We start from the raw sequence: 19,166 nt of genomic DNA on the forward strand, positions 1-19,166 counted from the left end.
TTTTTAATCTTGAATAACATATGTAAAAGCCAACCTATCTGGAACAGAATTTTTAAATAATGCTGAACTTTTTCTTCTTACTACTAATCTATAATTTCCAGAATCTGTAGTCTTATACGTAATTAATTCATCATTAGATGAAGTAGATTCTGAACTTGCTATAACTTTTCAACCCGAATTTTGATTATATTTCTCTAAAAATAAATCATAATTAGAAAATCAAGAATCTTGTCTTTTTCTTGTTTCGTTCATTTTTAATCAATCTTCATCCTTATGAGATAAATTCCAGTTATTTGTATCTTTTTTTAGTCTTTCAATTTCTACTGCGTTAGCGATAGTTCCTCCTAGTAAGCCTAAAAAGAATCATCAATTAACGTTTGGATTATAATTCGGGATTCCTTCTTTGTCATTAAGTAAACCAGCATTAAACAACCAAGATAATGATGCTTTTATTGTTTTACCTTTTTCAACAAAGAAAATATTATTTCTTGATATTTCGTTATTTGTATTTCCATAATCTTCTGTTATTAAGTTTAAATTTTTAACCGCTATAAGCATCTTTTCATAATTAGGTATGCCGGCACCATACTTATTGCTAAACCCATTTTTATTTATTTTTTGATTCTCATCTGTAGTAGCAATTGATGAAGCACTTAAAATACTTTTAACTGCCGGAATTCTATGAGTATCAATATCTATACCCGGATTAGTTCTTAATAAAGTGGAAATAATACCTGTTATTGCGGGTGCAGCAAAACTTGTTCCGTTTTGTGTCTCATTCTTATATTTAAATTTATACGAACCAGGAGCGACAACAAAAGGTTTTGCTACTTGTGGATTATTAGGATCTAATTTATAATTAGAATAATCTGCTAGTCTATTTTCTTTTATATTAAAATTATAGTTATCATTAAGAGCACCAACAACTATGGAATTGTATGCTAATTGATCATCATTTATTCATCCCCTCACTTTTATGTCTTTATCACTCGCAACCTCTTTATCATTGTTTTCATTTCCTGCTGAAAAAACATTTATTACACCGTATTTTCTTGAAAGATAATCTAAGACATAACTTTCCTCGTTATATAGTTTAAAAACAGTGTCGTCGCCTCTACCATAACTATGATTGATTAACTTCAATTTTCTGTCTTTTACCATGTTTTCTAATCGCTTTTGTCATTCACCTTGTTTATTAGTGAAATCAGAAAACAAAATCTTTGATTTGGTGTCAAAACCTTCATCACCTGCTGCAATTGATGAAACCAATATAGGGTGTTTTTTTTCTGTTGAATATTTATCTTGTAAAAATTCTATTCCATTTTTATCAAAATTATTAGTTATGCTTTTGTTAAACCCATAATTAATTTCAAAAACACCAATTCGTGAATTCGTAGAACCAGTTGTAATCAAATCCCTTTCCCTTTGTTTTGTAAAATTTAATATTTTAAAAGCATCATCTTTGTTTAAGATATCATATTTTGTATCATCATAATAATAACCACCACCATAACCATCATTATAGTATCAATCATGGTGATAGTTTACCATTTGAGAAGTATGAATTTGTGTGTTTTTAAATAATATAAATTTATATATTTTTTTATTTTCTTTTGTTTTATTTACAAACTCTTCTCTTTGTTTTTCTGTATCAAAATACATTCAAACAATCGGTGTTTCATCACTAATGATGTATTGTATAAAATTTAAACCATCTCTTTTTAGTGATTCAATAAATTCTTCATTTTGCTCCTTAATGTACTTAGAATCAAAAAAATCATCGCTTGAATCAAAATTATGATTTAAAAGTAATTTTAATTCAAAGTCATTATCTATTTTCTTTTCTACATCAGTAGATAATAAACTTTTTTGTAAATTAAAGGTCTCCCTAACCTCCAAATTTAGTCTGTTTGTTTTTTCAAACCACATTTTTCCATCATTTTTTTGTTGACGATTAAATATAAAAACTGGTGAAATACTAACTGCAAATAGTGATACACCTAATAATAACTTAACTTTCTTTTTCATTGTTTTCCTTTTTAATATTTATTGTTGTTAACAAAATTTCAAAAGGATGTCATAAACTTAACATTAATTTTATATATAAAATAAATTTGTTTTGGTATTCCATATTCCATTTTTTACTTTTGTCTATATTATTTTAACATAGATTTTTTGTGTTATCAAAAGAATAATAAAAACTAAATTTCAAAAAATCAAGTTTTATGTCGTTTAATTTTGTAATTTTAAAGCAAATTCTACTAAAGTTGCAACTAAAACACCTTGTGGTTCACCATTAATATCTGCAGTTCCTGCAACATCACAATGAATAAAATCCACCCCTTTAGTAAATTCTCTTAAAAATAGTGCTGCTTGATTGGAATCAGAGCGCACTGTCTTAGATCAGTTTGCTAAATCTGCAACTTTTGAACCTTTGTTTCCTTTATTAAAATCTTCATGAAGCGGCATCCTTCAAACTTTTTCCTGCATTCTAACTGCAGCTTGATTAAATAAATCTCATTTAGTGTCACTAGTTGATCAAACTCCAGTATAAATATTCCCTAAAGTTACTAACATGGTCCCGGTTAAGGTGGCAACATCGACCAAAGTAGTAGCTTTTAATTTCTCGGCCGCATAAAATAGCCCATCAGCAAGCACTAAACGTCCTTCTGCATCGGTGTCAACTACTTCTACTCATTTACCACTCATTGATTGATAAACATTTTCAGGTAATGATGCATCACCATTTAAGCGATTATCAGTGATGCACATTACGGCAGAAACATTAATTTTTGCACACATCTGTGCTAACACTTTAACTGCATAAGCAACAATCACAGAACCAGACATATCATATTTCATTCCAGACATATGATACCCCTTAGTGTTTACTCCACCCGTGTCAAAAGTAATTCCTTTACCAACAAATGACAACATTTCTTCACTATGTATGTCTCCTTGATATTTAACAACCACAACTCTAGGTTCGTGAGTGCTACCTCGATTAACTGATAAAAGTAATCCCATATTTAAGTCCTGAATTTCTTTTTTTGTTAAGACTTGTACTTCTAAGCCTGGAATTCCACTAAAATCATTACTTATTTCTGTGGCTAATTGTTCAGAATTTAAAAAGTTTTCTGGTGTAATTTGTAAATTGCGAACTTTTGTAACTGCTTTGGCAGTTAACATCATTTGTTCAATAACTGATCTTGCATCCTCATTAACTTCTTGCATATAAATGCTTAATTCTTTAAGCTGCGTTTGTTCTGGGTTTGAATGTTTTGCAAATAGGGTTGCTCTTACAAAATATGCTCCTAAGATAAACAATCTCAGCAATTTTTTATAACAAAAGCGTTGTGCAAATGCTTCCAAATCAATTTGATAATCAAAATTAATTTTTGCCGAAAACTCTCTAAATCAGGTTTTAATAGCATCTAAATTCTGATCTTTTGTCGCTAAATAAACATACGCAACTTTTTCAGATAAATTATTAGTTACATAAAATTCCTTTTGCGCCACATAGCTTGGAAATGTATCTCCTTGAAATGCTGGTTTAAGCAATAATGCTTGTTGTTGTCTTTCTGTTAAAACTTTAATCATTTTTTGTTCCTTTCCTGTTCATATACATGTTAATTGCATCAGATGCTAATTTACGGTATGCACGAATTAATCCGCTTGCACCTAATTTCTGTCCGCCAAAATATCTCACTACAACTACTAAAATATTCTTTAAATTCTTCAATTGAATTAATTCAAAAATCCTTTTTCCTGCAGTATTTTTTGGTTCACCTCCATCACTAAATGCTGCCGTTTCCGCTCCGTTTTCATTTATAACATATGCATAAGTGATATGAGTTGCATCTTTATGGTCACCTTTAACAATATTTTTTATAAAATTAGAAACACAACTTTTTTCGTGAACTTCCATACAATATCCAATAAATTTAGATCTTTTAACTACTGACTCTGTTTGTATAATCGGAATATCTTTTTGCTTAGTCATAAGTTACTCCTTTCAAATTCTTAACTCATTGTAAAAAGTGTTTGAATGCTTTTTGTATATCTAGTTTACCTTTGTGTTTATAAAAATTAAATTCTTGCGCATATTCATAAAAATGTCCATAAATACTAGTTTCATCAAAATCGGGTGTCATTTTGATTTCTTGTAGTTTCTGTGGATAATATTTAGATAGCAAAATCCAAATTTTAGTACATACATACTCTAAAGCGTATATATCGGATTTAATACTCCCAATCATTAATAATTTTATTGCAACTTCTTGATCATCAAATTTAGGTAGCAAAATTCCAGGAGTATCTAAAAATAAAAACTCTTTATTAATAACTCATTGTTGTTGTCGAGTAACACCTGGATAGTTGGCTACTTTTAAATTTGCTTTCTGAGAAAGCAAATTAATTAAAGTACTTTTGCCACAATTTGGAACTCCAACAACAAAGGATTTAATTTTAGTTGAAATGATTCCCTTTGCCTTGTTTTTTGCAATTCGTTCTGCGCTCATTTCTTTAAGTTTTTTTAAAATAATATTTTTGATATTAGCTTTGCGTAAATCCAACCATAAAATCTCTGAATTTCCAAAACGTTTAGCAATTGCTGTTTTTTTAGATGTATCCATTAAATCGCTTTTACTAACAATAAATAATCTCGGTTTTAGTGGAGCTACTTGATCAAAATCTTCATTATATGAACTAATTGGACATCTAGCATCTAAAACTACAATAATAATATCAGCCAATTGTGCATTAGTCTTTAATTCTTTGAATCCTTTTGCCATATGTCCCGGAAATCATTGAATTAAGTTTTGATAATTATCTTGCATTTGTATCCTTTTGCGTAATTTGTAGTTTTGTTTTTAATTCATTTTTTTCAAATTCTAAAGTGTTAATTTTAGTTTGCATATCTTGAATTTTTTGTGTTTGTTTTTGAATTAGCAAATCTTTCTGTGCAATTTCAGAATCCAAAAGTGAAAGTTCTTGATTTAAGTTAATAAAAATTTCATCAACTTCTTCAATATTATAGCCTTCTAAAATAATATGTATTTTTCGTGTTTTAATTTTATTAACCATATTATTAATTAATTTATGTTTCATTATCCATTCCTTATTTTATTTAAGACAATTGCTGCAGCAGATGCTACATTTAAACTTTCGAAAGAAATCGGAATATAAATTGATTCATCTGCTAATTCTTGTATTTTTGTTGTTATCCCTTGTCCTTCATTTCCTAAAATTATAATAATGTTTTTTTGTTGAAATTTAACTGCATTTAATGCCTTGGCGTGCTGATTTAAAATTGTTTGATAGAGATAAAAATCTTTTTTCAATCGCATTAAATCACGATATAAATCCTTTGTTTGTAAAATATTAACTTCAAAAATCGCTCCTTGACTGCTACGAATCACTTTTTCCGAATAAGGATCTAAATTTTCTATTAAAACACTGTCGAAATCAAATGCTTTAGCTAAACGAATAATTGTACCCACATTCCCTGGGTCTTGTAGGTTATTTAGTGCAATGATTTTGTTTGCTTTATTAGTTATTAATTTAGTTTTATCGCATAATGCCACTACTTTTGAAGCGCTTGATGTATTTGAAAGATATTCAAACAAATAATGTGATAATTTAGTTGCTTGCGGATATAAATTAGAATTTTCGCTTTCAAAAAGTTGGATAACAATACCTTTTTGTAACGCTATTTCAATTAGATGCTCACCAAAAATTACAAACTTTTGTTCTTGATCACGATATTTCTTATTTTCTAATTTTTTAAGATACTTAATTAAAGGATTTTGCTTACTTGTAATGCTTGTCATAAGTTAATAAAAAATCTTTTCCTTTTTCAACTTCATATAATGATAAGTCTTGAAAATCTAATTGTCGCATTACCTCAAAACCTAAAATACATACACAATTAGCTAAATTAATTGATCGCATTTGTGAAACCATTGGAATCCTTAAACAACTGTCTAAATGATTTGATAAAATCTCCTTATTAATTCCAGTAGACTCTCTTCCGAACATTAATCAAATTTCCTTATTTTGCTGATAAATCTGCTTAAAATCGACATCAGTATAAGTTTTAAGCCCATATCTAGTGATATAATAAATCTTTTTGTCATAATATTTATTATAAAATGCTTCATAATTTTCATGCACTTCATGTGGAATATCAGAAAGCATTCTGCCTGCTCCATAACGTTTTAATCATTTTGGATGCAAATCAAAACCCAATGGTTTAATAATGTGTAATTTAGCACCTAATGCAAAGCAGGTACGAATGATATTTCCTGTATTTGGACAAATTTCAGGTTGATATAAAACCACATTTAACATAAAACTCCTTTGACAAATCACATCAATAAATCAAAAATCTAATTCATACTTGTGTTTAGGATTATTATTTTTAAGGATGTTTAAATACATTTTAAGTTGACTACTTCTTCAAATTTAAATCAAATAAATATGTTTGTTCAAATTTCTTTACCACAAAAAATTATTTAAGGTTTATTTCATGACTACAAATAGAATGAAAGTTCAAAATGATAATTCATTGTGCCTTACTTTCGCCCGTTCTTGTTTACTTTGTTTTTTTTTTTTTTTTACAAGTACTACTACAACGGTTGCCTTTTAATATATCTTATGTTAAATTATATTTTTATAAAATTGTAGATAAAGAGTTTTGATTGTGCCCTCTAATAAAAATAGAAAACAGTAATTTAAGACATTTTTATTGGTAATTCTAATAAATTCAAAAGTCCTTGTACATTGTTTTCAGTTTAGGTGCATTTTAATTTATGTTAAACTAAATATATGGTGGGTCGAGCTAAAAAATTTTTTTAGATTTTTTTCTCTAATAAAATATCTTTTACAAGTTCTTCAAAACTTAAATTAAGATTAAAATAAAATAGTTAAAAATATTTCTTATAAAAACATAATTATTTTTTTAGAAAATTTTCCAACTATAAAGCGCATATTTTTTAGATTATAATTATCGTGCTTTTGTATATTAATTTATAGATAAAAAAAGATCTCAAAAGAATAATTTTAGTTAAAAACACCATTTCTTAATAACTAAAAAATTATGTTGGCACCTTTTCATTAATTGTTTTCAAAAAATAAAATCATCTCTATTTGTCTGATTTTATTTAAAAATCAAAACACTTTGGATAATATTAAAATTCTATAATATTTTTAAATCTCTATTACATTTCTTTAATCCAAGAAAACGAATTAATTCGATAACTTTAGATCTGATTATTAATCACAATAAAATTATCCTAATCATGTTTTCTTTCATTATTACTCAATTTTAGTGGAATTATAATTTGACATTTTTGTTATTTTTAAATAAATCTACTTTACGTTCTGTTTTCTCTTTAATTCGTATAAAATTGCTACGATGTGATCAGAGTAAAACAGCTAAGGCTAGTAGATAAAAAATAAAAGTAATATAGAAAAGATTTGTTTTTAATCAAAACATATCTCCATATCCATTAAAATATCCTAAAATATCAGCTGATATTCATGGAATTAAGGCAAATAAACCACTAATACTTGCCGCTAAAGCACTAGATAATGAAACATATTTTCAAAAATATAACACTATAAAATACACAATGATAAAAATAACTACTAAAATAATATTTATGGTTACTAAAATCCCAATAATAGAAGCAACGCCTTTTCCGCCTCTAAAATCAAAGAAGACGGGTCAAACATGTCCAATTAGATTACCAATACCTGCAATAATCGGAAATAGATATAGCTGATGAGTAATTAAACTCACAGCCCTAAAATCTACCAATTCATCTGAATTTTTTAAACGAGACTGAATATCTTTATTAATTACATAAGAAATTCCAAATGCAATTAACACTGCAAGAATACTTTTAAAAATATCAATAAACAAAATAAGTGCTGCTATTTTACTTCCTAATACGCGTTTTGCATTTGTATAACCGGCATTTTTTGAATGATGTTCTCTAACATCTATTTTAAAAAACTTTTTACCTATAATTAAAGAAGTATTTAATGAACCAATTAAATATCCTAATAACAAAAACATTAAATTTGTAATAATGCTTAAAAACGTAACCATCAATTATCCTTTCGCCATCATTTATACTTTTATTATAGTTATTTATATTAAAAAAATATAAATAATTATATAATAAGAAAATGAAACAAACAAAACAATTTGAAATTAATATTGTGCAACTTCCAGACGCTGTTTTACGTAAAAAATCCAAGGATGTACCAATTCCGCTACGACCCGAGGATGTTGAATTAGCAGAAAAAATGATCTATCACATTGATGATTCACAACAAAAAAACAGTCAATTTCGTGCCGGTGTCGGTGTTGCGGCGGTACAATATGGAATTTTAAAAAACGTTTTTTATGTTTATGTAACAGACGCAAACAATCAAGTGGCGTTTAAAGATGTGTTATTTAATCCAAAAGTATTTGCTCGTAGCGATAAGCAAATCGCATTAAGTGAAGGTGAGGGTTGTTTGAGCGTAAAAGAAAGCCACCCAAACCAAGAAGGTTTAGTGCATCGTAGTTATAAAATTGTTGTTGATGCATATAGTTATTATCAGAGAAAATATTTAAGATATGAACTACAAGGATATTTAGCAATTGTTTTTCAACATGAATTAGATCACTTAAACGGAAAACTGTTTATTGATCGCATCAATAAAAAAGATCCATTTTTAAAAAAGAAAAAAGCTATCTATTTATAAAGGAATTAAATGACATTAACTATCAATAATTATTTTCAAGCAAAACAAGAATCTAGTAATTCGCTTGATACATTAAAAAATATTTTATCTTGAATGGCTCAAAAGGGAAGTTCAATTAATTTTGAAGTGTTATGGGTGGTCTTTTTCATATTTTTAATTATTGCTTTTCTAATTGGAATTTGATTTAATTGAAAATACTTAATTGTTAAAGCAGTTATCATCATACTTACAATTATTTCAGCCTTTGTTTCGAGTGCAATTTTAAAAAACATTATAAATAATGATCCAAAATTAAAAGATTATAGTTCATTAGTAGGTTCATTAGTAACTATCATAACGATTTTATTTTATCTTTCACTAAGCTTGGTGTGTTGAATTGTATACTTTATCATTTGAATTATTTTATTTTTTGTTCGTTTTAAAAAACCAAAACGTAAAAAAAGTAAATTAGTTCGCTTTTTGGTGGGCGGTTTAGGTAATGTAGTAATTAGCATTCCTGGTAGTTTAATTCTTTTTAGTTTATTTTCAGCAAGCGAAAATAATCAAAAATCAACCTCATCATTAACTACAATTTCAAATGCTTTTACAACCAAGATAATGACCGCAAACCAAGGAGATTCAATTGCAGGCCTAGGAAACACTATCTTAAACGGAATTTTAGCAGCCGATGAGCTAAAAAACTTATTAGAAATTTTTAAGCTTTCACCACAAGAACGTAGCAAAGCACAAACAAAAGAAGTTGCAATAAATATAATGCGTATTGTACGTTTTTTAGAAGACCCCAGATTTAATTCTCTACTCAACCTAGCACTTAAACGCATTAATTTAACTAATTTATTTCAAAATTTAAACGAAGAAGCTTTTGAAAAAATTAAAATAAAAATAAAAATTAAAACTAAGGTTGCTTTTTCTTCTTCTCTTTTACGTAATCAACAAAAGGCGCGCGAATTAATTACTAGTTATATCAAAGAAAATACTTCTGAAGTCTTGCAACAGTATGTCATTGGTGATTCAAAAAATATTTTTGCCTTTTATCAAAGCTTAATTAAGCATATAAATCCTAAAATTGCCAGCAAAATTAATACTTATATTTTAAATATAATCAAAGAAAATAACGAACTAAATAAATATATTGATGTTAGTGTGGTTGCTAATGCAATTCTTGATGAAATTAGAAAACATAATTTTTATCAAAAAACACAAGCTAAAACAAACATTACTCCGATAGAGGTTAAAAATGTTTAAACCTAAACAAAATTTTGAAGAACTTCAAATTAAAACTGCGCAAGTTCCTTTAGATGTTGACAAAGAAAAGCGCGAAGAAGAAAAATATCGTGATGATAGAGGTTTACTCAATCCGGCTAATAATAAAATAATTATTAAAGAAAAATTTATTCGTCGTGTTGGTGCAATATTTTGAGGAATTATTTTATTAATTGCTATTATTGCTATTTTATTAATTTATTTTTTATCAACAGTTAAAGATAAAAGTTCAGGAATTGCCTTATATATCATTTTTTCTATATTAATTTTATTTGCTTTGTTTTTTGGAATTCGCTCTTTAATTAATTTTTCTGCTTGAAAACGCACCGAAGCAAATTTTCGTAGGGATTATAAAGAAGGTGAGACAGCATCAAATATGATGTTTGTGGAAACTTACAAAAACCTTAGTTTAAAAGGGTTAAGATTAAAATGAATTTACATCTTTTTTAGCACATATTTTATTTTATTTAATCTATACGTCTTCATTTTTTGAAAAATCGATGTGGTAGAAATCGGAGCTAAGCCGCAAATTCAAAACGGCCAAATTGTTTCTAATAGTTTTTACATAATCATACATTTTGCACGACAACTAGATAAAGCTTTCGGTAGTGTTAAGGTTCTTTTAATTATAGATTTAGTAATAGAATTTATCATTAGTGTATTATTCGTCGCAGTCCTACTTTATGATCATAAACGCATTCAAGATATAAGTGCTTTTTTTGGAAGCAACGAAGCAAGTGTTAAAATAGCTGAAAGCGTTAGCGAGCGCAAACGAAAAGAAAATAGAGCTTGATTGATAACATATATCATTATCTTTATTTTAATTGTATTAATTCCTTTTGCTTGAATTTTATTCTTGATATACAGACGTTTTATTAGGAGAAAAAAATAATGAAATTATTAGTTTTTATTGAAGACTTTTTTAATGATATTGAATTAGTTACTCCTTTATCTATCTGAAAAAAATCAAATAAATTTAGTCAGATTGATTTTTATCACCATAGTTTAAAATCCGCTAGAGGTCAATTTGGTTTTGCTCAAATTAATAATATTTTAAACGATATAAACTTAGATGAATATGATTTAGTTTTTATTCCTGGTGGTCGTGGTGCTCAAGATTTACGTAAGAATTTTGATGCATTGGATAAAATCAAAAAACTACTTAAACAAGAAACAAAAATTGCGATGATATGTGATGCTCCAAATGTATTATCAGAACATAAAATTATAGATTCTTCTTTCACCTCATTCCCCAGTGATTGAAGTAAAGAATTTAGAAAAGATAACTACATCAAAACTGATTTAGTAATTACTTCAAAATTTATGAGTGCCAGTTCCGCAGCCGTAGCTGAAAAATTAGCTTACTGTGTCTTAGCTAATATCTTCAGCCAACAAGCAGCAATTGATACATTCAAGTCTATCACAGGTACTACAGATATAACCTATTTAGAACATTTATTAATAAAATAAGATTAATTTGCATAAACTATAAATTTAGTTTATGTTTTTTTTATATTCCAGATAGCAATTAATGATTGATTATATCAATGTATGATATAATCATAACATGTCAACAATAGCAATATCAATAGTGGTTTTTAGTTGAATTGCGGCAGCAGTGGTAGCATCACTCGGAATTCCACAACTTATATCTTTATTAAAACATAAAAAAACAGGAAATGTAAACTTTGCTTCATTTTGAATATTTCAAACCGGAATTTTATTATGAATCATTTGATCATCATTAGGACATAAAAATTTACTCAATGCTTTTGTGGCAAACTCAATAAGCATTGTTTTCTATTCAATAATGATTTATTTGTTATATCATTATAAACAAGAATTTGGTAAAAAACAAAAATTTTTAGCGGCAGCAGGGTTATCCATATATCTTATAATCTGAATAATTTTTATTATTTTAAATCAAACCTTAAAATTCAGATGATCAACTCAAACACAATTAATTTTAGGATTGATATTCCCATCATTAACTACTTTAGCTTTCTTTCCGCAACTTATATATTCATTTAAAAAGAACGAATGAAAAGGAATCTCATATTGAATGTTTTTGGTATATGAAATCAACAATATTGTTTGAATCATTTTTTGAATTTTAAACATTGTCTCTACAGAAGAAAAACAGGCATTTATTGGTGGTTTAGTATGACAAATTATTTCATTTATTTTATTTGGTATTCAGTTCACATTTACATTAAGAGACCACATCTTAACTAAGAAAAAATCTGTAATTGAAACAGACTTTTAATCTTAATTGTTTTGTTTTACAACCAGTATTTAATGTTGATATTTAAAAAAATTTCTGTTGTTGAGAATAAATTAAATTAAATAATCTAAAAAGTCAAATTATAAATAAACATAAGCAGAAATAATAAAAAGGTAATTTAAATATATAAATGCTCTAAAAAAATTAAAAATTAATTACGAATATCAAAAACCGATAAATTTGTATCCAAATTTTGAAATTAAATTACCTGAATTAACTTCTTTTCAAAGAAAATAAATCCTTTTATATATTCTTTTATTTATATTGTCATCATAATCGCGATTGCATATTTTATGAAAACTTTTAAGATAAAATATAAAGTAAGTTTTATCTATTTTCATTAAATATTTCAAACACATAAAGTACTCTTTCTTATAATCAATAATAGTTTCTCTAAGTTTTATTTTATATTGTTTAATTGAACTTTCTTTATACCCATTAAAACCTGAATACATATCATTTAATTCAGGAATCATAAAATTGAATAACCCTCCTCAACCAACCGTTTCCAAAGAATTTTTATTTGGATGTGGATGCTCGATTATTTTAATATGTAGAACTAGGTGTTCTAATAAATTACAATAAATAAGTCTTTCACCCTTTTGGTATTCAAATGGATTTAAAATCGCAAAATGTCGGTTAGATAACATTATAGCTTTATCTTCATCAATATGATGTATATGTAATCCTTCGTTTCCTCGTGTGATTTTTTGATTTTTCGTTTTGCAATTTTCTTTAACAAAATAATTACCATTTATTTCACCGTATTTATTTCTTAAAAAATCACAGCACTGCTGATAAGTTAAAGTTAATAAGTATTGAATATCATTCATTTTAGTTCCTTCTTTAATTAGATTTTTTAAAAAATTATTTTATAGAAAAAATATATCAAAAAAAAAAAAAAAAAAAAAAAAAAAAAAAACAGAAGCAAAAGTTTTATTACTATAAAAACTTACTCAATTTATATTTAAAATATCTATCAACTTTTAGTAAAATAGATTTATGGGATTTTTTAAAAAATTAATTAACAAAGTATTCAAAAAAGAAAATAAAAGCGTCGAAGAAACACAATTACAATTAGAAGCACAAAGACAAGAAGAAATCTTAAAAAGTGAAAAATTTAAAAAATATGAAAGCGGATTATCTCATAGTTCAAACTTTGGTAAACAACTATTAGAGATTCAAAATCGCCACGTTAAAATAAACGAGGACTTCTTCGATGACCTCACAGAACTTTTAATCATGTCTGATATTAATTCATCATTAGTTGAAGTAATAATAGAAAAAATCAAGAAAGAAGTTAAAACTAATAACATTCAAGATCCAAAATTTATTGGCGAAATTGTTGCAGATCAGTTATTTGTAATTTATGCAAATAATAGCATAACCAATACACAATTGGATTTTAAAGATGATCGTTTAAATGTTTTTATTTTTGTCGGCGTTAACGGTTCAGGCAAGACTACCTCTATTGCAAAAATTGCATATAAATATATTAATGAACATAAAAAGGTTTTAATAGCGGCGGGCGATACCTTTAGAGCGGGCGCAGTTAACCAACTCGGAATTTGAGCCGAACGCATTGGAGCCGATATCATTAAACCCAACCGAGATGGCGAAGATCCCGCTTCGGTTGTATATAAAGCACTAGAAAAAGCAAAAAATGAAAATTATGATTTATTGATCATTGATACTGCAGGTAGACTACAAAATAAAGTTAACTTAATGAATGAATTGAATAAAATGGTTAAGATTATCAAGCGCTTCGAACCTAGCGCTCCACACGAATCATTGTTAGTTTTAGATGCAACTACAGGACAAAACGGTTTATCACAAGCCAAGGTATTTAAAGAAGTGGCAAACTTAAGTGGAATTATTTTAACTAAAATGGATGGAACATCAAAAGGTGGAATTATTCTTTCAATTAAAGATGAATTTAATTTAGGTGTTAAATACGTGGGTTTAGGTGAGAAGCTAACCGACCTACAAGAATTTGACCTAGAATTATTTATATATCAAATGACTAAGGATCTAATTAATGAGTAAAAAAACTCTAGAAAACTTGCAAAAATACTCAAAATTATATGAAAAGTTTAAGAACTTTTTAACACAAAATCAAAAACAAATTTTTGAATTGTATTTTTATAACGACTTATCATACGCAGAAGTTGCTGAAATTGTAGCTACCACCCGCACGTCAGTTTATGACACTGTCAAAAAAACCTTATTAAAATTAGATAAATTAAATTCACAAATAATATAAAAACAAGGGAAAGACCCTTGTTTTTATATGGATTATACTGTCTTAATAACCACTTCTTTTGAAAAGTGTTCTCCTTTTAAGTGATCTCTTTCAACGTGTACTATTTTTATCTTTTCATTTCCTTGAGTATGTACTCCATGTTTTTGACCACGACGAAAACCTTTAATTAATCCTTCTAATTCATCTAAAGAATTTGCTTTAGCAACTACTTCGTTGCTTGATAATAATCTGGCTTTGTATTTGTACATGTATAACTCCGTTTCTATGTAATAATTATAATATATCTAAATAAATTTAGGCGATAATTTAGAAAACTTTTTGAGTTCATATTTTAACGAAATATTAATTTAAAAACTATAAATGATTTAAAATGCATAGAAAAGCAATGTAAAATATCGCTAAAAAAATATGTTAAAATATATTAATACATCTAAAAAAGGAAAAATATGAAATTAAAAAATAAATTAAAAACATCATTATACTTAATTGCCTCAGTGACTCCATTAGGTTTTGTAGTAGCTTGTCAGAGCCTTTTAGTTGAAGAAAAAAAAGACTCTCAAAATGATACACAAAGTGAACAAATAAGAAATTTAAAAACTGAACTTGGTGGTTCTATTAATCAATTAACTGATAAAAAAGATTTTGCTTCAAAACTACAAAAAGCAAATACTGAACCAGAATTATTAGATTTAAAAGCACGAATTGAAATTGCTAAATTTAACGAAATAATAAATAAAAAACAAGATTTATTAACATCAATTCAAAAAATGCAGCCAGACACTATAGAAAAACAAGTATATTATGCTAAATATCTAAGCATCTCTAATAGTGATGATTTAGACTCACTTAGGGGCAATATAATTGGTTATTTTGCTAATTTAAAGGAAAATTTAAAAAAATCATATATTGATAAGGTTCATAATAATGATGATTTATTATCAAAATACAACCAATTGCCAAATGACTATCAAGCAATTAAAACTTTAATGCAAGAAGCAATAACTGAATATAATAAAGAAAAACAAGAAACACTTAACACAAAGAAACAAGAGTTAGCAACTAAAATTCAACAAATTGATAAGTTAAAACAAAGTGAGTATCAAGATAAATTAGATGCTATTGTGAATCTTGATGATTTTGCAGACTTAGAAACTGAAGTAAATGAAATTTTACAAAAACAGCAACTCAAAAAACTTTTTAGTGATTTAGATACACTCATTTTAGAACATAACGTCAAATCTACATTCTATAAAGGTCACGATGCATTAGCTGCTTATTATAAATTACGTGAAGATTTACCAAACCTATATAGAGAACTACAAATTAGCGAAAAATTACAAAACAAATATCAAATTACTTTATTAAATCAAGGACAAACACAGGCAAACCAAGAAACCGGCGTTATAAGTAATTTACAATTAATGTTCACTAAGGATAATCACTCTAAAACAGTAACCTTTACACTTAACGGCTTCAAAACATTCACTAAGCAACAAACAAATAATAAAAATAACTTTTTAACAATAAAACAATTAGATACATCAGTTACTAATTTATTTCCTTCCCTTGTTGCTCATATGTTGTTATATATAGAAAATCCTAATTTATATAACTCAAAGATGTTAAATGCTAGTGAAAGTTCGCAATTGATCAATTACCAAACCTTACTAAATAAAAACACCAACTTATTTACAAACACAACAACAAGTTTTAATCCTGCATTAAAAACTAAGTTTTTCGAAATAAATGAAGCAACAAAAACCAAGTACCAATATAGCATTGTAGCTGCTAAATTTAACGATCTAGAGGGAACTTTGGGATTGCAAGTTTTGATTGAAAACGCTGATGATAATACTAATTCGGAAGCATCGATAATTAAAGAATTTGAATTTAATGGTTTTAGAAACACTAAAACAATCACAGAACAGCAACCACTAATTAGTTTGTCTTTAGATAAACAATACTTTGAACAACTAAATAAAATAATTAACAATGATAAAGAATTAGATAAATCAAAAATAATACCAAATAGCGAAACATCTCAGGTTATATTAACCCAAGTATTTAGTGATAATCAAATCAGAAAAATGAAAACTTTTTTAATTAAAAATGCAGATGTAACTATAAACGATCCACTAAACACTTATAAATTAGCAGAAAAGCTAAAATTAAAAGATTTAATTGGTTTATCACAAAATTTCATCTTATATCCTTTTTATACTAGAATTGCTAATGATGAGATAAAAATCAATAACATTGCTTTAAGTGTTTTTCCAAGCTCTGGTATTGATGGATTTTCAGTTAAATTTAAAACTTCGGTTGACTTATATGTACCGGTCACAAACTCATATACCGATCTGACCGATAATCAATTAGATACCAAACATATTCTTCATATTCCTTTAATATTCTATATTCCTGGTTCACAAATTACCATCAAAACCGAACAGGCTGGATCAACATCAATTGAAAACAAACAAAATAACTAACATAAATCCAACAGGATTTTTATGTTTTTAACTAAATTTACTATAATATGTAAATGAAAAACGTTATTGAAGTAAAAATTGAAATTCAAAAAAATTCTAGAATCAAATACGAATACAACCGCAAGACCAACCAAATTGAGGTAGATCGCATCTTAAGAGGTGATTTTGTATACCCTTGCAATTACGGCTTTGTTCCTAACGCATTGGATTGAGATGGCGATGAATTAGATGTGTTGCTTTATTCACCAGAGACTTTCATTCCGGGCGTTAAACTAAATGCCCGTATTATAGGCGCAATGAAAATGATTGACGACGGAGAAACAGACACCAAATTAATCGCAGTACATAATGATGATTATCGCTTAGATGCAATCAAAAGCTTATCAGATCTCCCTGCACCTTTTTTAGATACTGTAAGAACTTTCTTTTCAATATATAAAAACTGAAAACGCCCTGGAATAACAAAAGTTTCAGGTTTTGAAGATGTACAATGAGCTTTAAATGAATATCAAGAATGCCAAGAATTAATGAAAAATTTTGGTTCAATGAATAAACAAGAATTTATTCAAAAAATGAAGCAAGAGCATCCTGACAAATATCAATAATTTTTTAAAATTTATCAAAAATGTGGAAATTTTCACATTTTTGATAATATTTTCACAAAAATTTAGATAAAATCGTATAAATTAAGAATAAGAATAACAAATATGTGTTATTATGAATATATTAAATGTTAAATATATATTCATATATTTATATTCAAAATAAAGGAGAATATTTAATTTATGAAAAAGAAGATTAAAAAAATATTTTTAGGGGTAACACCTGTTGTTTTAGCAGGAACTTCCGTGATTGCTGCTGCATGTGGAAATCAAAATGATGGAAAAATAGAAAAAGTTAGAGAAAAAAGAGAAATCACTACACCAGAAGCATATATTGCGCCTGCAGATAGAGTTGCAAAACTAGAAAAAAACAATACTTTTACACTACCAGAAGAAGACCGTGGAATTGGAATAGTTGTGGTTACAGATAGTGGTCATGTTACTGATAAATCATTCAATCAATCATCATGAGAAGCCGCATTAGCAATTCAAGATCAAACAAAAGGAAATGATGGAAAACCTACTGTAGTAGTAAATAACATTGAGCCTACAAATAGTCAGTATAACGCCGCATATGATGCCGCATTTAGAAGTGGAGCTGAAATTTGAGTTTTAACTGGTTTTGCACATAAAGGAAAAATTGATACATGAATTAAAAGAAATGCTACTAAATTAAAAACACGTGATATCAAAATCTTTGGTATTGATTTTGATTTAAAAGGAGTTGATTTAGGTGGATTCAAGAAATTTTATTCATTAAATTTCAAAATTAATGAAGCATCATATATTGCAGGATACGCTATCGCAAAATTCATCTCAGAAAATTCAAATAATAAAAAACTTAGTTCATTTGGGGGAGGACCCTTCAATGGTGTAACCGATTATATGACCGGGTACTTAAAAGGGATTTTAGATTGAAATACAGAAAACCCTACAAAAAAAGTTACACATGGTACAATCAATTTATCATCAGGTTTTGAACCAGGTACTGAAATGAATGCTGCAATTAATGACACTTTAGCACAAAAGGCATCAGTAATTTATCCTGTCGCAGGACCGGCAACTAAATCCACACTAGACATATTAAAAAGTAAAAACGATAACAATACTTATGTAATAGGTGTAGATGTTGATCAATCTATCTCATTAGGTACAGAAACAAAAGGAAGATTCCTAACATCTGTATTAAAAGATATTACACAAGCAGTTTATGACTCAATTTTAGAAGTAGCTTTTGGTAACACAAAGAAAGTTATTTTTGGTAACAAACAAGACGCCAAAGGGGATTTTGCTCAAGGTTGAGTTGGTCTAGCGGAATCAACACTTACAGATGAAGCATTACGCAAAAAAATGAATGATAATATTAAACTTGCAAAAGAAAAATTTAACGGATTGAGTGCCGAAAAGAAAGCATTCATCGATCAAGATAAAGCAGAAATGGGTGGTCCTAACTTACAAATAAACGATTTGGTTAACAAATTAGTTAAAAAAGTTAACTCTTAATA

Annotated in this window: 20 protein-coding genes; 10 read left to right on the forward strand and 10 right to left on the reverse strand. The window is 27.3% G+C overall.

The genetic code is table 4. The annotated features are described in order from the left end of the window. Window positions 1-3 precede the first annotated feature (3 nt). From BCF59_RS01275 to plsY, 8 genes are all read right to left on the reverse strand, one after another. Complete coding sequence (locus BCF59_RS01275) at window positions 4-2,028, reverse strand: S8 family serine peptidase (protein WP_134110475.1); 2,025 nt, start codon at window positions 2,026-2,028, stop codon at window positions 4-6. 204 nt (window positions 2,029-2,232) lie between these two features. Beyond that, complete coding sequence (locus tag BCF59_RS01280; RefSeq protein ID WP_134110477.1) at window positions 2,233-3,600, reverse strand: M17 family metallopeptidase; 1,368 nt, start codon at window positions 3,598-3,600, stop codon at window positions 2,233-2,235. Beyond that, the gene (locus BCF59_RS01285) at window positions 3,593-4,003 is read right to left on the reverse strand and encodes a YigZ family protein (protein WP_134110479.1); all 411 of its coding nucleotides are present in this window, start codon (window positions 4,001-4,003) and stop codon (window positions 3,593-3,595) included. The genes BCF59_RS01280 and BCF59_RS01285 overlap by 8 nt, the downstream gene beginning before the upstream one ends. After that, window positions 3,996-4,838 carry a ribosome biogenesis GTPase YlqF gene (gene ylqF / locus BCF59_RS01290; protein ID WP_134110480.1) on the reverse strand — a complete coding sequence of 281 codons (843 nt, stop codon included), beginning with the start codon at window positions 4,836-4,838 and terminating at the stop codon, window positions 3,996-3,998. Before ylqF ends, BCF59_RS01285 begins: the two co-directional genes overlap by 8 nt. Then, on the reverse strand, window positions 4,828-5,109 hold the full coding sequence (locus BCF59_RS01295; protein WP_134110482.1) for a hypothetical protein: 282 nt from the start codon (window positions 5,107-5,109) through the stop codon (window positions 4,828-4,830). The genes ylqF and BCF59_RS01295 overlap by 11 nt, the downstream gene beginning before the upstream one ends. Further along, window positions 5,109-5,831 carry a TrmH family RNA methyltransferase gene (locus BCF59_RS01300; RefSeq protein ID WP_134110484.1) on the reverse strand — a complete coding sequence of 241 codons (723 nt, stop codon included), beginning with the start codon at window positions 5,829-5,831 and terminating at the stop codon, window positions 5,109-5,111. The genes BCF59_RS01295 and BCF59_RS01300 overlap by 1 nt, the downstream gene beginning before the upstream one ends. Further along, complete coding sequence (locus BCF59_RS01305; RefSeq protein ID WP_134110876.1) at window positions 5,812-6,351, reverse strand: tRNA (cytidine(34)-2'-O)-methyltransferase; 540 nt, start codon at window positions 6,349-6,351, stop codon at window positions 5,812-5,814. Before BCF59_RS01305 ends, BCF59_RS01300 begins: the two co-directional genes overlap by 20 nt. 985 nt (window positions 6,352-7,336) lie before the next feature. Beyond that, window positions 7,337-8,116, reverse strand: coding sequence for a glycerol-3-phosphate 1-O-acyltransferase PlsY (plsY, locus tag BCF59_RS01310; RefSeq protein ID WP_134110486.1), 780 nt, complete (start codon window positions 8,114-8,116; stop codon window positions 7,337-7,339). A gap of 80 nt (window positions 8,117-8,196) precedes the next feature. On the opposite strand from plsY, the gene def reads away from it, so the two are divergent. From def to BCF59_RS01335, 5 genes are all read left to right on the forward strand, one after another. Beyond that, on the forward strand, window positions 8,197-8,760 hold the full coding sequence (def, locus tag BCF59_RS01315; RefSeq protein WP_134110488.1) for a peptide deformylase: 564 nt from the start codon (window positions 8,197-8,199) through the stop codon (window positions 8,758-8,760). A 9-nt stretch (window positions 8,761-8,769) separates the two neighbouring features. Further along, window positions 8,770-10,005, forward strand: a complete 1,236-nt coding sequence (locus tag BCF59_RS01320; RefSeq protein WP_134110489.1) for a hypothetical protein — start codon at window positions 8,770-8,772, stop codon at window positions 10,003-10,005. Next, window positions 9,998-10,915 carry an MSC_0882 family membrane protein gene (locus BCF59_RS01325; protein WP_134110491.1) on the forward strand — a complete coding sequence of 306 codons (918 nt, stop codon included), beginning with the start codon at window positions 9,998-10,000 and terminating at the stop codon, window positions 10,913-10,915. Before BCF59_RS01320 ends, BCF59_RS01325 begins: the two co-directional genes overlap by 8 nt. Beyond that, window positions 10,915-11,493, forward strand: coding sequence for a DJ-1/PfpI family protein (locus BCF59_RS01330; RefSeq protein WP_134110493.1), 579 nt, complete (start codon window positions 10,915-10,917; stop codon window positions 11,491-11,493). The genes BCF59_RS01325 and BCF59_RS01330 overlap by 1 nt, the downstream gene beginning before the upstream one ends. Before the next feature lie 97 nt (window positions 11,494-11,590). Then, the gene (locus tag BCF59_RS01335) at window positions 11,591-12,289 is read left to right on the forward strand and encodes a PQ-loop domain-containing transporter (RefSeq protein ID WP_134110495.1); all 699 of its coding nucleotides are present in this window, start codon (window positions 11,591-11,593) and stop codon (window positions 12,287-12,289) included. Window positions 12,290-12,462: 173 nt separating this feature from the next. Here the strand turns inward: BCF59_RS01335 and BCF59_RS01340 are convergent, their stop codons facing one another. Further along, window positions 12,463-13,140: a hypothetical protein gene (locus tag BCF59_RS01340; RefSeq protein WP_208317573.1), complete on the reverse strand. Its 678-nt coding sequence runs from the start codon at window positions 13,138-13,140 to the stop codon at window positions 12,463-12,465. Between the two features lie 169 nt (window positions 13,141-13,309). On the opposite strand from BCF59_RS01340, the gene ftsY reads away from it, so the two are divergent. Both ftsY and BCF59_RS01350 read left to right on the forward strand, forming a co-directional pair. Beyond that, a complete protein-coding gene (ftsY, locus tag BCF59_RS01345) occupies window positions 13,310-14,353 on the forward strand; it encodes a signal recognition particle-docking protein FtsY (RefSeq protein WP_134110497.1) in 1,044 nt (347 codons plus the stop codon). Continuing rightward, window positions 14,346-14,570: a sigma factor-like helix-turn-helix DNA-binding protein gene (locus BCF59_RS01350; protein WP_134110499.1), complete on the forward strand. Its 225-nt coding sequence runs from the start codon at window positions 14,346-14,348 to the stop codon at window positions 14,568-14,570. Before ftsY ends, BCF59_RS01350 begins: the two co-directional genes overlap by 8 nt. A gap of 32 nt (window positions 14,571-14,602) precedes the next feature. Here BCF59_RS01350 and BCF59_RS01355 read toward each other — a convergent pair whose 3' ends face one another. After that, window positions 14,603-14,818 carry an MAG6790 family protein gene (locus BCF59_RS01355; protein WP_134110500.1) on the reverse strand — a complete coding sequence of 72 codons (216 nt, stop codon included), beginning with the start codon at window positions 14,816-14,818 and terminating at the stop codon, window positions 14,603-14,605. Between the two features lie 198 nt (window positions 14,819-15,016). Between BCF59_RS01355 and BCF59_RS01360 the strand changes: the two genes are divergently transcribed. The 3 genes from BCF59_RS01360 (at window position 15,017) to BCF59_RS01370 (ending at window position 19,164) form a co-directional block, all read left to right on the forward strand. Further along, window positions 15,017-17,059, forward strand: coding sequence for an LppA-related lipoprotein (locus BCF59_RS01360; protein ID WP_134110502.1), 2,043 nt, complete (start codon window positions 15,017-15,019; stop codon window positions 17,057-17,059). Window positions 17,060-17,112: 53 nt separating this feature from the next. After that, window positions 17,113-17,664, forward strand: a complete 552-nt coding sequence (locus tag BCF59_RS01365) for an inorganic diphosphatase (protein ID WP_134110504.1) — start codon at window positions 17,113-17,115, stop codon at window positions 17,662-17,664. A 180-nt stretch (window positions 17,665-17,844) separates the two neighbouring features. Next, window positions 17,845-19,164, forward strand: a complete 1,320-nt coding sequence (locus BCF59_RS01370; protein WP_134110506.1) for a BMP family ABC transporter substrate-binding protein — start codon at window positions 17,845-17,847, stop codon at window positions 19,162-19,164. Window positions 19,165-19,166 lie beyond the last annotated feature (2 nt).

It is taken from the genome of Mycoplasmopsis mustelae, assembly GCF_004365095.1.
In the GTDB taxonomy this organism is placed as follows: domain Bacteria; phylum Bacillota_I; class Bacilli_A; order Mycoplasmatales; family Metamycoplasmataceae; genus Mycoplasmopsis; species Mycoplasmopsis mustelae.